Origin of the sequence: Salmonella sp. JXY0409-18, from assembly GCF_020268625.1 — a bacterium.
GTDB lineage: Bacteria > Pseudomonadota > Gammaproteobacteria > Enterobacterales > Enterobacteriaceae > Salmonella > Salmonella enterica.
On record NZ_CP084216.1, the window covers coordinates 2,533,264 to 2,545,977 of the forward strand.

A 12,714-nucleotide genomic window follows, 5' to 3' on the forward strand; every position below is an offset into this window, starting at 1 on the left:
TCAGCCCGGCATGGCATCCCATGCCGGCGCGGAGTTTAGAATTTCAGTGCGTTAGCGATATCTTCTTCGCTTTCTTCCTGCTCGATGGCGTTCTGCGCTTTGTTAGCCACCACCACGAAGGGGAGATAAATCAGGGTAGCGACCGCCAGGTTAAATAGCGCAACCAGCAACGCGGCGACACTGCCGTTGGTGTTAAAGAACGCCCCCAACCCGGTTGGCATGGTCCACGGCGCAATATTGGTAATCGGCGGAATAATACCCAAATAGTAAGCCACCAGCGTAATCGCCGCCAGAATCGGTTGTACCAGAATAAAGGGGATAAACATCACCGGGTTCATAATAATCGGCAGACCAAACAGGATGGGTTCGTTAATCTGGAAGATACCTGACGGCAGCGCCAGTTTTGCCACCTGGCGATAGTCCGCGCGACGAGATGCGAGGAAGATAGCGATGATCAGACCCAGCGTTGCGCCGCTACCACCGAGGAAGATATAAGAATCCAGCATCGGTTTCGCCCAGATATGGAACGTTTTACCGGCTTCCAGCGCCGCATCGACGGAGCCATACTGCTGGTAAATAGAGATGTTTTCCAGCGCCCAGGGCGTCATGATGCCGCTGTCCAGCGCGGTCAGCGCCAGCGAACCATGAATACCAAAGAACCACAGCAGCGGTACAAAAATGACATATGCCCACCCTACCACGCTACCCAGCGATGCCAGCGGCGTAGAGATAGTGTCCATAATAATCTGATGGAAGTTAGAACCGTAATTAGACAGCGCCCAGGCAATAATCCCCATAATAGAGAGAATAATAAAGCCGGGAATTAATGCTGAGAATGAACGAGACACCGAAGCCGGTACGCTGTCCGGTAGTTTAATCACCCAGTTGCGCCGGACAATAAATGTAAACATCTCCGCGACCACCAGGCCAATAATAATACCGGAGATAATATTCGCGCCGCCCAGCCAGTTTGCGCCTACGGCATAGGCCTCGCCGACACTATACGGCGTTACGGTCATAAATGCCGCCACGGAGAGCAGTCCGGCGGCCAGCGCATCAACCTTGCGCTCTTCCGCCAACGCCATGCCGATAAAAAATGGCGCCATGAGCGACATAATGCCCAATGTGCCGTTATAGACGTTCCCGCCGATGCCTTTCAATCCATTAAGTGTTTCAATGGTTGAGGCATCAAGCCGAATGCCCATGGAATAAAAAAACGACCCCTCCCCAAAGCTCAGGAAAACGTTATTAATTAATACAAACATCGCCCCCGCAAGGGTTAATGGCATTAAACGAATAAAGCCGTTCTTGATTGCATTAACGTGTGGCTGCTTTCCTATTTTTACAGCAAAAGGAAGGAGTACCTTTTCAAGTGAAGCAATGACGTTACTCATAGAAAAATACCCTTAAATACCGCAATAAAATATTGCGGTTAGTGTATGAAATAACTCTTTGACGGGAAAAATTAAAAAATAATTAATTCGCGGCGGCTTTTTTAATTGCCGCTACCGCAGCTTTAAGCACGCCTAAACCATCTACCTTGCCGTACAACATTGAATCAATGACTTCTACCGGTTTACCGGGTAATAAACGCTGAATTTCGGGGAGCATATAAGCAATTTGCGGGCCTAATAACACGACGTCCGCTGCCGGGCCTTTTTCACCGGCCAGGGTTTCAGGGAATGCTTCAATAATAACCGGTACTTCATATTTTTCAGCCTGAGCGCGCATTTTTGATACCAGTAACGATGTTGACATGCCCGCAGAACAAAACAGATAAATGTGTTTCTTTTCCATAAAAACCTTCCTCATGTGCGATTATCTGTCAACCAGATACGCCGCAAGCCTCAACCTGCATCCATACTCTGGGCGACTTGCGTAACCGGATTTACTTTTTTAGGTGGCTGAAATGAGTATACGGGATCGGACCGCCGGATGGTATTTCCTTGACCCACTAAATTGTCTCTCATTGACCTGGCGTTATGACCCCCCTCACATTTCGGGCAAATAATTCGCGATAATAAATAAGGTTATTGCAGGCACAAAAAAACCGGCTCGCAGGCCGGTTTCCTTGAATGTTCAGGCAATGTACAGTTGTTACTGCTTCGGCGCCTGTGGGTCAGTGTCGTACTCCGCACAGGTCTGGTAGCCGGAGTTAATCACGTGCCCGGTATCATCCAGCGCAACAAAGTAGGTTTCCGCTTTACCATCACGTTGACCCAGGATGTAGGTCTGACAGGTACCGCGCGCATGAATCATGCTCACTTCAGATGACGGTTTGCCCGCAATCTGCGCAACCTGTGCCCTGCTCATTCCTTTTTTAACATCTTTAACGACAGGCTCAACAAATTGGTCTTTTGTACGATCATACGCCGTACAGCCTGCCAGCATAGTCATTACCGCCGCTGCGCTTAAAATTCCTGCTACGTTCTTGTTCATTTTCCGTCCTCTTGTTTATCAGCGTGTTATGTAAGCCTGGAATACATCAGAACATTTTTCAAGCCGCGCCTCGCCACAAAAAGCCTTTCGGAAAATTCTCTAACGCGGCGATATGTTGTTTTAAACACCGCTTAGCCCGCCAAACCTTGTCGTTTCAGCGGCGAAGGGTTAGCTTTAACAGGGTAAAGATTCATTTTTTTAATGTCGAAGGGGGTTAAATGACTCTGCAGCAAGAGATAATCCAGGCGCTTGGCGCGAAACCACATATCAACCCTGAAGAAGAAATTCGCCGCAGCGTGGATTTTCTTAAAGCGTACCTGAAAACCTATCCCTTTTTGAAATCGCTGGTGTTAGGCATCAGCGGCGGGCAGGATTCGACGCTGGCCGGGAAACTTAGCCAGATGGCTATCGCCGAATTGCGGGAAGAGACCGGTGATAATGCGCTGCAGTTTATCGCCGTTCGTCTGCCTTATGGCGTGCAGGCCGATGAACAGGATTGCCAGGACGCCATTGCTTTTATTCAGCCGGACAGAGTACTCACCGTCAATATTAAAGGCGCCGTCCTCGCCAGCGAACAGGCGCTGCGCGAAGCGGGAATTGAGCTGAGCGATTTTGTTCGCGGCAATGAAAAAGCGCGTGAGCGAATGAAAGCGCAATATAGCATCGCCGGTATGACTCACGGAGTCGTGGTGGGCACCGACCATGCGGCGGAAGCGATAACCGGGTTCTTCACCAAATATGGCGATGGCGGTACCGACATTAACCCGCTTCATCGCCTTAACAAACGCCAGGGCAAACAGCTTCTCGCAGCGCTGGGCTGTCCTGAGCATCTGTATAAAAAAGTCCCCACCGCCGATTTGGAAGACGACCGCCCTTCACTACCTGATGAAGCCGCGCTGGGCGTAACGTATGACAATATTGACGATTACCTGGAAGGCAAAACGCTGGACCCCGCCATCGCTAAAACTATCGAAGGCTGGTATGTAAAAACTGAACATAAGCGCCGTTTACCGATTACGGTATTCGACGACTTTTGGAAAAAGTAAGCGTACTTCTACTGTTGCGCCGGATATCGCTCGTCTATCCGGCCTCCTCTCTTCCCAGCCTCTTTTTTAATCACCCATCCGCTGTTATACTGGATGAATAACCAGTTAACGGAGATCACTGTGGTACGGCGTCAATCAGCCCCCCGCCTTGAGTTTGAAGCGGCGGCCATTTACGAATATCCAGAACATTTACGTCCTTTCCTCAGCGAAGCGCCAGCCTTACCGGGCGTCTATATATTTCATAGCGAAAGCGATACGCTGCCGCTTTATATCGGTAAAAGCGTAAATATTCGCAGCCGGGTGCTCTCACATCTGCGAACGCCTGACGAGGCCGCTATGCTGCGACAGGCGCGGCGGATAAGCTGGATCTGCACCGCTGGGGAAATGGGCGCGTTGCTGCTGGAGGCGCGGCTGATCAAAGAACAACAGCCGCTGTTTAACAAGCGGTTACGGCGTAATCGCCAGCTTTGCTCTCTACAGTTGAGCGAACAAAAGATTGAGGTCGTTTCCGCCCGCAGCGTCGATTTTTCCCATGAGCCGAACCTGTTTGGGCTCTTCGCCAACCGTCGGGCGGCGCTGCAAAGCTTACAGAACCTCGCCGATGAACAAAAATTGTGTTATGGCCTGCTGGGGCTTGAACCGGTAAGCCGTGGGCGCGCCTGTTTTCGTTTCGCTCTGAAGCGCTGCGCTGGCGCGTGCTGTGGGCAAGAAACCCCGCAGGCGCATTTTCTTCGTCTGCAGGCCTCGCTGGAACGGTTACGTGTGGTTTGCTGGCCCTGGAAAGGCGCTATCGCGTTAAAAGAGAGCCGCCCACAAATGACCCAGTTCCACATTATCAACAACTGGTTATGGCTGGGGGCGGTCCCCTCGCTGGATGAGGCCGCCACCCTGGTGCGCACCCCTGCGGGCTTTGATCAGGATGGCTATAAAATTCTCTGTAAGCCACTAATGTCAGGTCAATATGAGATCATTGAACTGCACACCGACTGTCGCCAGTCATAAAGAAAACCGCCGATCCTGTCCACCTCAACGATTGTGTTGTCGACAAGACCGGCGGTCTTAAATTATGCGGAAAGTTATTCTGCCGCAGCAGGCATTTTACCTTCTTGCGCCGGGCGTTCTGTCAGACGCTTCTCAAAATTAGCGTTATATTGCTTTTTCTGCTCCGGCGTCAGAACGTTATAAATTTTATTCTGGGTTTCCATATGCGCCAGCATATTGGCCTTGCGCTGCGCTTCCATTTTCGTAATTTGCGCTTCGGCTTTGGCTTTATCGAAGGTATCGCTGGCAATAATATCATGCATGGCGCGACGCTCTTCCAGCAGCGGACGTTTCATTTGCTCGCGCTGCGCTTTCATAATGTCGCGAATTTGTTGCTTCTGTGCGTCTGTCAGGTTCAGGTTTTTAAACATCATATCGTGATGTGGGCCAAATTTACCTTTATGCTGCATCATTGGCTTCGCATCCGCTGGCGCGGCGGTGGTAGTCTCAGCGGCATGAGCCAGATTCGCAGCACCCATCGCCAGGGTAGAGGCAACAAATAGAGCAGTCAGTTTACGCATATTTCCATCCTTCCTTTCAGTTATTTTTACGGCATATTTAAAACAGCGCCGTGTTGTCGTGATTAACTTTAACCGTCTTAGCGTCAATTAGTCAGAACAACGGTAAAACAATGAAAGTATAAAAAACACTTTTTCGCCAATTGTGAAGAAAAAAAGAATAAATTGCGCAGAGTTGAAAGATAAATATACAACAGCATGATATAGCAGAAATTATGCAGAACTATAACGCAGCAACGCTTATTAATAAAGCAATTCTCCAGGAATAATCCGTAATAGCATGAAACTGTGTCCCAAATCATCCCTGTAATCCTAACGTGAGCTTACAGGGACATTTATCAGGGCAGTCTTTCCAGCATTAATCCAGCCCGCAATCCGCAGGCGACAGAGGGATTAGGAAAGAGAACATATTCAACGTCATGCGTCACCGTCACACGCTTATCCCCCTCCTCGGCCAGCAACGTTCCCTTCGCAAAGGCAGTAAAATTCAGCGTTTGCGCATCCATATAAAGCGTGAACTTGTCGCTGTGACGCGTGATTTGCGACACCACCCGATAGCGTAGCGGCGGCGAAGACGAGGTTGACATTTCGACACCGCTCAACAGCGCCGACAACGCCTGCGAGGTTATACTGAACTGCGTCAGATCGTTTTGCCCAAACGGCAACGCCTTTCCCAACTCCAGCGTACAGGAAAGCGCGCCGAAATGTTCAGAACTAAAGTGCGTAAACGTACCGCCGGGCGCCTGATGAAATACCAACGCCTCCAGTCCTGCCGCGCCCAGCCACGCCAGAAAATCTGTCTCCCACGGGCGGTCGCGCTGCGGCAATACGCCAAAACGCAAATGATGCGAGCCACGAATGGCGGTATGCAGATCCAGATGCCAGCGTACCCGCGCCTGGCCAGATGAAAAGAAGGTCTCCAGACTTAGCTCCAGCTCACGCGCCCGCCGCGTTTCATCGCTTTCGGCAAAGGACTGCCAACGCCCGCCAAACATACGGTTCATATCGCTGTGACAATAGCGTATTCCCGCCGCCAGCGCCTGCGGATTGCCGAGTACCACCAGCACTCGCCACGTTAACGTCAAGCTGCCTGAATACAGCGCCGACAGCAGCTTATCCAGCATCTCTACCGGCGCGGTTTCATTGCCGTGTATCCCCGCAGAAAGAATTAACGCGCGGTCGACCGGCGCATCGGGCGTGAGTTCAAGCAGACCATGGCCTAACCAGCGCCAGCGAAAACCCGCGCCCTTCCCCTGCGTCACCCGTGGTGTCGTGCCGCTTAGCGTCAACGCCAGAAAGTTATCCATCAGCCGCCCCCGTTTGCTGGAAAGGATAAACCGACCCCAAATCCAGCAGATGCGTTAACATATCCAGCGCCTCCCGGCCTTCTCGCAATAATAACGGATCGGCCAGATCGGCGGCGGTCAGGCGATCGCGATAATAACGATCCGCCCACGAGTTAAGGGCCGTAAACAGAGCGTCATTCATCATTACCGCTGGATTCACCGCCCGTCGTTCTTCTTCTGTTAACACCACGCGTAATCGCAGACAGGCCGGACCGCCGCCGTTGGCCATACTTTCTCGCAAATCAAATACCTGCATCGCGCTGATGGGGTTATCCTCCGCCACCAGCTTATTCAGATAGCGCCAGACGCCGACATGGTCCTGACATTCCCGCGGCAACACTAACAGCATTGAGCCGTCGTCACGGCTTAACAATTGACTATTAAACAGGTAGGTCGCCACAGCATCTGATACAGAAACCTCACCGGCGGGCACCTCTATCGCCATAAAACCGTCAACGCACGTACGCAACTGATTAATGAGCACTTTCTGCCGGGCAAACGCCGCTTCGTGACAAAACAATACCTGTCGATTCGAGACGGCAATGACATCATTATGGAATACGCCTTGATCGATGACCTCCGGGTTTTGCTGAGCGAAGATAACCTGTTGCGGATTCACCTGATTAAGACGAGCCACGGCCTCGCTGGCTTCGCGGCTCTGGCGCGCCGGATAACGAGCGGGTCGTATTTCATTCTCCTCTTCGCGCCCATAGACAAAAAGCTGCACGCCTGCCGAACCATACTCGCCGCCAAGACGGTTATGATTCGCCGCGCCTTCATCTCCCAATAATGCGACCTGCGGTAACGCGCTATGCACTGAAAACTGACTTTCATCGCGAAATATGGCGCGTAGCAGCGCTTCGGTAACAGGCGCCTCCAGAGCGCGATGAAATTTATTGTTTAAATTCGCCACCGTCAGGTGAACTTTCCCGTCCAGCGCGTCTGCCGATGGGCAAACCGTCGCCGCATTCGCAACCCACATTGGCGACGCGGAACTCACGCTGGAAAGCCAGCGTGGCGCCTGACGCGCAACCTTATCCAGAATCTGCTCATCGCTACCCGTGAAGCCGAGCTGACGCAACGCCGGAATAAAAGGCCGCTCATGCGGCGGGATCACCGCCTGGGGAAAGCCGGCATCCGCCAAAGCCTTCATCTTTAGCAGCCCCTGCTTTACCGCCAGACGAGGATTCGACACCTGAAAACGGTGGCGGGTCGATGCCTCATTGCCGAAGGATAGCCCGGCATAATGGTGCGTAAGCCCCACCAGCCCGTCAAAATTAACTTCATGCGCCGTCATACCGCCTCCCTGCGAGAAAAGTCGAGGCCGGGGCTTAATGTCGCAGGCAACGTCAGTTCGGGAGATTCCAGACTGGCCATCGGCCAGGCGCAATAATCGGCGGCATACCAGGCGCTGGGCCGATGGTTGCCAGACGCGCCGACACCACCAAACGGCGCAGTACTCGCTGCCCCGGTGAGCGGTTTATTCCAGTTAACGATCCCTGCCCGCGCCTCCAGCAAGAGCTGTTCGAACTGCGCGCGATCCGTCGACACCAGCCCACACGACAGACCAAAACGGGTATTATTCGCCAGACGAATCGCCTCATCGAAATGCGCATAACGCCAGACGTTCAGCAGCGGACCAAACACCTCTTCATCCGGCACATCCGTGACGCCCGTCAGCTCAATGATGCCAGGCGTCAGCAGAGAGGTTCCCTCTTTGACCTTCCGCGGCACCAGTAGCGTGCGCCCGCCTAATGCCTCTCGTTGACGCCAGGCTTCCATCACATGCTGTGCCGCCTGCGCTGAAATCAGTCCGCCGATAAACGGCTGCGGATCGTCGTCCCATCTGCCGGGCTGCAGACGTCCGGCGACGTCAACCAGCCGCGCCAGAAATGCATCTCCCTGCGCACCCTGTTTTACCAGAAGGCGTCGCGCGCAGGTACAGCGCTGTCCGGCGGTAATAAACGCCGATTGCAGCGTCAGATGTACCGCCGCATCCATATTTGCCGCATCCTCAATAATGAGCGGGTTGTTTCCGCCCATTTCCAGGGCCAGGATTTTTTCCGGCTGGCCGGATAGCTGGCGATGAAGCTGATATCCGGTACTGGCGCTGCCGGTAAACAGCAGCCCGTCGAGATCGTCGAGCGAACTCAGCGCTTGTCCGGTCTCCCGGCCGCCCTGCACCAGATTAAGAACGCCTGCCGGTAGCCCCGCCCGTTCCCAGAGTTTTATTACCGTTTCCCCGGTCCATGGCGTTAGCTCGCTAGGTTTGAAGATCAGCGTATTGCCTGCCAGCAACGCGGGCACAATATGGCCATTCGGTAAATGGCCGGGAAAGTTATAAGGGCCGAATACCGCCAGCACACCGTGAGGACGATGGCGCAACGTCGCGGCGCCATCGACAAGTTCGCTTTTTTGTTCGCCGGTTCTGGCGTGGTAAGCCTTAATCGAGATGGCAATCTTATTGATCATCGCCGTCACTTCCGTCGCCGCCTCCCAGCGCGGTTTACCGGTTTCACGTGCGATGACCTCCGTGAGCTCGGCTTTATGCGCCTCCAGCAGGGCGGCAAATTTCTCTACGATAGCCTGTCGTGCGGCAAAAGGCTCTCTGGCCCAACGAGGAAACGCCGCGCGCGCCGCCTGACAGGCCTCGGCGACCTGTGCCGCATTAGCGTCATTCCCCTGCCAAAGTATCTCCGCGCTCACCGGGTTCGTTTTGCGGCGGCGTTCGCCCTGACCGGTTATCCAGTCGCCGTTTATCCATAGCGTCATACGGTTTTCTCCTCAGCGCAAAGGCGTACCAGCCGAACGTGGTCGCCCGCGCGACATTTCAGCGCATCCAACTGCGCGGCGGTCAGTACAAGTCGTGAAGTCTGCGGATCGGCGCGCACCAGCGCGGCCCGAAAGTGGTGATAGTTTTCATTGGCGACCAGACATGCCGGATAGTCGCCAGGCGCGGGTTGCCCTTCCGCGACTTCCACCAGTCGGCTTTTACGAATAGCCCGCACGCGATCAATATCACACTCCAGCGTCGGCCCGCCGTCGAAGATGTCGATATAGTGGCGATAGCGAAAGCCTTCCTTTTCCAGCACCGCGCGGGCTGGCGCCGTTTGCGGGTGGACTTCGCCAATTACGGCCTGTGCCTCTTCAGATAAGAAGTGGGTATAAATAGGATGTTTGGGCATCAGCTCGGCGATAAACGCTTTTTGCCCGGTACCGCATAAAAAATCCGCCCGGCTGAAATCCATAGAAAAAAAGCGTTTGCCGAGACTTTGCCAGAAGGGAGAATAACCGTGCTCGTCAATGACGCCGCGCATTTCCGCCACCACTTTCTCATTGAATTTATCGCGAAACGCGGCCATAAACATAAAGCGCGATTTTGACAACAGGTAGCCGTTACCCTCTTTACGCCATTCGGGATCGAGAAACAGCGTGCAAAGCTCACTGCTGCCGGTATGATCATTACTCAGGAATAATGTTGGCAACGCGTTATATACATTCAGCTCTTTGGAGGCATGAACCAGCGTACCGACACGATAGTTATACCAGGGGTCGTTAAGACCGACCGCGACCTCAATGGCGCAGATCCCGCCGACCTCACCCGTTTCACTGTCCTCGAGAACGAATACATACCCTTGTTCGCCTTTTGGCAGCTCGTCGGACCAGGTTTTTAGCGCGCGTTCAATGCGGGCCGCCAGCGTCGCTTCATTTGCCGGTAGCGAGGTTAAGCCGCCGCCCGTTTTGCCTGCAAGCTGCATCAGCGCGGCGATATCCGCATGTTCGACAGGACGAATCACCCGCATGGTGCGCCTCCCGTCTGAAGGCGTTCGCACGCCAGGGCAAAACGATCAAGCCCGGTGGCTATCTCCTCGTCGCTCACATTTAACGCTGGCGCAAAACGCACCACGTCGCCGCCGGCGATGAGCACCATCACACCTGCTTTTGCCGCTTCCTGGGCGATGAGTTTGGCTTTTCCGGCAAACTCCGTCTGTAGCACACAGCCAAGCAGTAGCCCCAGCCCGCGAATTTCACTGAACATGCCAAAACGTACATTAATGGTATTTAGACGTTCAATAAACGCATCGTGGCGCTGTCTGACGCCGTTTTGCATCTCCGGCGTATTGATGATATCCAGTACTTTTCCGGCAACTGCCGTCGCCAGCGGATTACCGCCGTAGGTGGTGCCATGCGTGCCTGGCGTCATAACGCTGGCATAGTCTTGCGTGGTCAGCATCGCGCCGATCGGGAAGCCGCCACCCAACGCTTTAGCGGTCGTCAGGATATCGGGCGTAACGCCATAATGCATATATGCATACAGTTCGCCGGTACGTCCGACGCCCGTCTGCACCTCATCAAAAATCAGTAACGCCTGATGCCGGTCGCACAATTCACGCAGCCCCTGCAAAAAAGCTTTCGTGGCGGGGATCACGCCGCCCTCGCCCTGCACAGGCTCTACGATCACGGCGCAGGTATTGTCATCAATTAGCGCGCTGGCGGAGTTCAGATCGTTATAGGCTGCATGACGAATATCCGGCGGCAGCGGCGCAAAGTCCTGTGAATAGGAGGGTTGACCGCCAGCGCTGACGGTAAAGAGCGTGCGACCATGGAACGCGTTTTTAAAGGCCACAATGCCGCTTTTATGGTTGCCGGCACGATCGTGGGCATATTTGCGCGCCAGTTTTAATGCTGCTTCATTTGCTTCAGCGCCTGAATTACAAAAGAAAACGCGTTCGGCGAAGGTCGCGTCGATCAGTTTTTTCGCCAGTCGCAGCGCCGGCTCATTGGTGTAACCGTTCCCGGTATGCCAGAAGCGATTCGCCTGTTCATTTAACGCCTCGCGCAGCGCCGGATGCGCATGTCCCAATGCGTTGACCGCGATCCCGCCAGCAAAATCAATGTACTCTTTCTCCTGCTGATCCCACAGGCGTGAGCCTTCTCCGCGTACAGGAATAAAAGGCGCGGGAACATATACCGGCACCATCCATTCATCAAAGTTTTCGCGCGTAACTGACAGAGACATAGCGACCTCTTTTGGTAAAAATAAAGTTATTTATATGTTAATTAATATGAGTGTTTGCGCTGTAAATGTAGATTGCAGCATTCGTGCCAGCCAGCGTTAAAATTGCATAAACAGAAGTGATAGACGGTAAATCAATGGGTTACAGCGTAGCGATATTCACTTTTACTGCATGAAAAGTGAATATTTCCGCATAATCGGTGGCTAAAAAGAGGAAAAAGCGAAATATTATTCAGTTGCCAAATATAATTCTGGAATTGTGATCTTATACGAAATTTACTGGAAATTACCGCCCCGTTCTGGCGCATCTGCACGCAAACCGTGCCATTTTCGCGCTATAGAAAACACCATACGCTTCCATTGGCCGAATCTGACGATGAGTGGCAGTCACCCGGTAAAATTTCTGTTACCATCCCAACACGATTCACCTTGCAAAGTGGCAGTGACTATGAAATTTGTCTCTTTTAATATCAACGGCCTGCGCGCCCGTCCCCATCAGCTTGAAGCGATTGTCGAAAAACACCAGCCCGATGTGATCGGCCTACAGGAGACAAAAGTCCACGACGAAATGTTCCCGCTCGAAGAGGTCGCGAAGCTGGGCTATAACGTTTTCTATCATGGACAAAAAGGCCATTACGGCGTCGCGCTGCTAACAAAAGCCACGCCCATTTCCGTCAGACGCGGTTTCCCGGATGATGGCGAAGAGGCGCAACGCCGCATTATCATGGCGGAAATCCCCTCGCCGCTGGGTAATATTACCGTCATTAACGGCTATTTCCCGCAGGGGGAAAGCCGGGATCATCCGTTGAAGTTCCCCGCGAAAGCGCAGTTTTATCAGAACTTGCAAAACTATCTTGAAACGGAACTCAAGTGCGATAATCCGGTATTAATTATGGGCGACATGAATATCAGCCCGACCGATCTGGATATTGGCATCGGCGAAGAGAACCGCAAACGCTGGCTGCGTACCGGTAAATGCTCCTTCCTGCCGGAGGAGCGTGAATGGATGTCACGGTTACTGAAGTGGGGATTAGTGGACACGTTCCGTCAGGCGAATCCGCAAACGATGGATAAATTTTCGTGGTTTGATTACCGCTCAAAAGGTTTCGTGGATAATCGCGGGCTGCGTATCGACCTCTTGCTGGCAAGCGCTCCGCTGGCGGAACGTTGCGCAGAAACCGGTATAGACTATGACATTCGCAGTATGGAAAAACCCTCCGACCATGCGCCGGTCTGGGCGACGTTTCGTGTTTGATTCCGCTTTCTGATTAACCGTAAGGCCGGGATAGCGCGACGCTTCCCGGCAG

The 12,714-nt window shown here is 53.2% G+C and carries 12 protein-coding genes; 3 read left to right on the forward strand and 9 right to left on the reverse strand.

What is annotated here, in order from left to right:
- Window positions 1–35 precede the first annotated feature (35 nt).
- The 3 genes from chbC to osmE all read right to left on the reverse strand — a co-directional run bounded on the left by chbC (window position 36) and on the right by osmE (window position 2,439).
- Entirely contained in the window at window positions 36–1,394 is a 1,359-nt protein-coding gene (gene chbC, locus LDB27_RS12245; RefSeq protein WP_000073063.1) for a PTS N,N'-diacetylchitobiose transporter subunit IIC, read from the reverse strand.
- 82 nt (window positions 1,395–1,476) lie between these two features.
- The gene (gene chbB / locus LDB27_RS12250; protein ID WP_000412161.1) at window positions 1,477–1,797 is read right to left on the reverse strand and encodes a PTS N,N'-diacetylchitobiose transporter subunit IIB; all 321 of its coding nucleotides are present in this window, start codon (window positions 1,795–1,797) and stop codon (window positions 1,477–1,479) included.
- A gap of 300 nt (window positions 1,798–2,097) precedes the next feature.
- Window positions 2,098–2,439, reverse strand: coding sequence for an osmotically-inducible lipoprotein OsmE (gene osmE / locus LDB27_RS12255; protein WP_001039301.1), 342 nt, complete (start codon window positions 2,437–2,439; stop codon window positions 2,098–2,100).
- 218 nt (window positions 2,440–2,657) lie between these two features.
- On the opposite strand from osmE, the gene nadE reads away from it, so the two are divergent.
- Complete coding sequence (gene nadE, locus LDB27_RS12260; protein ID WP_000174980.1) at window positions 2,658–3,485, forward strand: ammonia-dependent NAD(+) synthetase; 828 nt, start codon at window positions 2,658–2,660, stop codon at window positions 3,483–3,485.
- Between the two features lie 120 nt (window positions 3,486–3,605).
- Window positions 3,606–4,487: an excinuclease Cho gene (gene cho, locus LDB27_RS12265; RefSeq protein ID WP_001518228.1), complete on the forward strand. Its 882-nt coding sequence runs from the start codon at window positions 3,606–3,608 to the stop codon at window positions 4,485–4,487.
- A gap of 74 nt (window positions 4,488–4,561) precedes the next feature.
- Here cho and spy read toward each other — a convergent pair whose 3' ends face one another.
- The 6 genes from spy to LDB27_RS12295 form a co-directional block, all read right to left on the reverse strand.
- Window positions 4,562–5,047 (reverse strand): ATP-independent periplasmic protein-refolding chaperone Spy, encoded by a 486-nt coding sequence (spy, locus tag LDB27_RS12270; protein ID WP_001228998.1) that lies wholly within the window; start codon window positions 5,045–5,047, stop codon window positions 4,562–4,564.
- Between the two features lie 335 nt (window positions 5,048–5,382).
- Entirely contained in the window at window positions 5,383–6,351 is a 969-nt protein-coding gene (gene astE / locus LDB27_RS12275; protein WP_000368453.1) for a succinylglutamate desuccinylase, read from the reverse strand.
- A complete protein-coding gene (gene astB, locus LDB27_RS12280; protein WP_000123944.1) occupies window positions 6,344–7,687 on the reverse strand; it encodes an N-succinylarginine dihydrolase in 1,344 nt (447 codons plus the stop codon). Before astB ends, astE begins: the two co-directional genes overlap by 8 nt.
- Complete coding sequence (gene astD, locus LDB27_RS12285) at window positions 7,684–9,162, reverse strand: succinylglutamate-semialdehyde dehydrogenase (protein ID WP_000177264.1); 1,479 nt, start codon at window positions 9,160–9,162, stop codon at window positions 7,684–7,686. The genes astB and astD overlap by 4 nt, the downstream gene beginning before the upstream one ends.
- On the reverse strand, window positions 9,159–10,193 hold the full coding sequence (gene astA, locus LDB27_RS12290; protein WP_001263885.1) for an arginine N-succinyltransferase: 1,035 nt from the start codon (window positions 10,191–10,193) through the stop codon (window positions 9,159–9,161). Before astA ends, astD begins: the two co-directional genes overlap by 4 nt.
- Window positions 10,184–11,410, reverse strand: a complete 1,227-nt coding sequence (locus LDB27_RS12295) for an aspartate aminotransferase family protein (RefSeq protein WP_000059491.1) — start codon at window positions 11,408–11,410, stop codon at window positions 10,184–10,186. The genes astA and LDB27_RS12295 overlap by 10 nt, the downstream gene beginning before the upstream one ends.
- A 445-nt stretch (window positions 11,411–11,855) precedes the next feature.
- Here LDB27_RS12295 and xthA point away from each other — a divergent pair, with 445 nt between their 5' ends.
- A complete protein-coding gene (gene xthA, locus LDB27_RS12300) occupies window positions 11,856–12,662 on the forward strand; it encodes an exodeoxyribonuclease III (RefSeq protein ID WP_000673954.1) in 807 nt (268 codons plus the stop codon).
- Window positions 12,663–12,714 lie beyond the last annotated feature (52 nt).

Bases quoted from the DNA above. Each gene is read 5' to 3' on its own strand.
- chbC (WP_000073063.1), bottom strand. From the start codon at position 1,394: ATGAGTAACGTCATTGCTTCACTTGAAAAGGTACTCCTTCCTTTTGCT.
- chbB (WP_000412161.1), bottom strand. From the start codon at position 1,797: ATGGAAAAGAAACACATTTATCTGTTTTGTTCTGCGGGCATGTCAACA.
- osmE (WP_001039301.1), bottom strand. From the start codon at position 2,439: ATGAACAAGAACGTAGCAGGAATTTTAAGCGCAGCGGCGGTAATGACT.
- nadE (WP_000174980.1), top strand. From the start codon at position 2,658: ATGACTCTGCAGCAAGAGATAATCCAGGCGCTTGGCGCGAAACCACAT.
- spy (WP_001228998.1), bottom strand. From the start codon at position 5,047: ATGCGTAAACTGACTGCTCTATTTGTTGCCTCTACCCTGGCGATGGGT.
- astE (WP_000368453.1), bottom strand. From the start codon at position 6,351: ATGGATAACTTTCTGGCGTTGACGCTAAGCGGCACGACACCACGGGTG.
- astB (WP_000123944.1), bottom strand. From the start codon at position 7,687: ATGACGGCGCATGAAGTTAATTTTGACGGGCTGGTGGGGCTTACGCAC.
- astD (WP_000177264.1), bottom strand. From the start codon at position 9,162: ATGACGCTATGGATAAACGGCGACTGGATAACCGGTCAGGGCGAACGC.
- astA (WP_001263885.1), bottom strand. From the start codon at position 10,193: ATGCGGGTGATTCGTCCTGTCGAACATGCGGATATCGCCGCGCTGATG.
- LDB27_RS12295 (WP_000059491.1), bottom strand. From the start codon at position 11,410: ATGTCTCTGTCAGTTACGCGCGAAAACTTTGATGAATGGATGGTGCCG.
- xthA (WP_000673954.1), top strand. From the start codon at position 11,856: ATGAAATTTGTCTCTTTTAATATCAACGGCCTGCGCGCCCGTCCCCAT.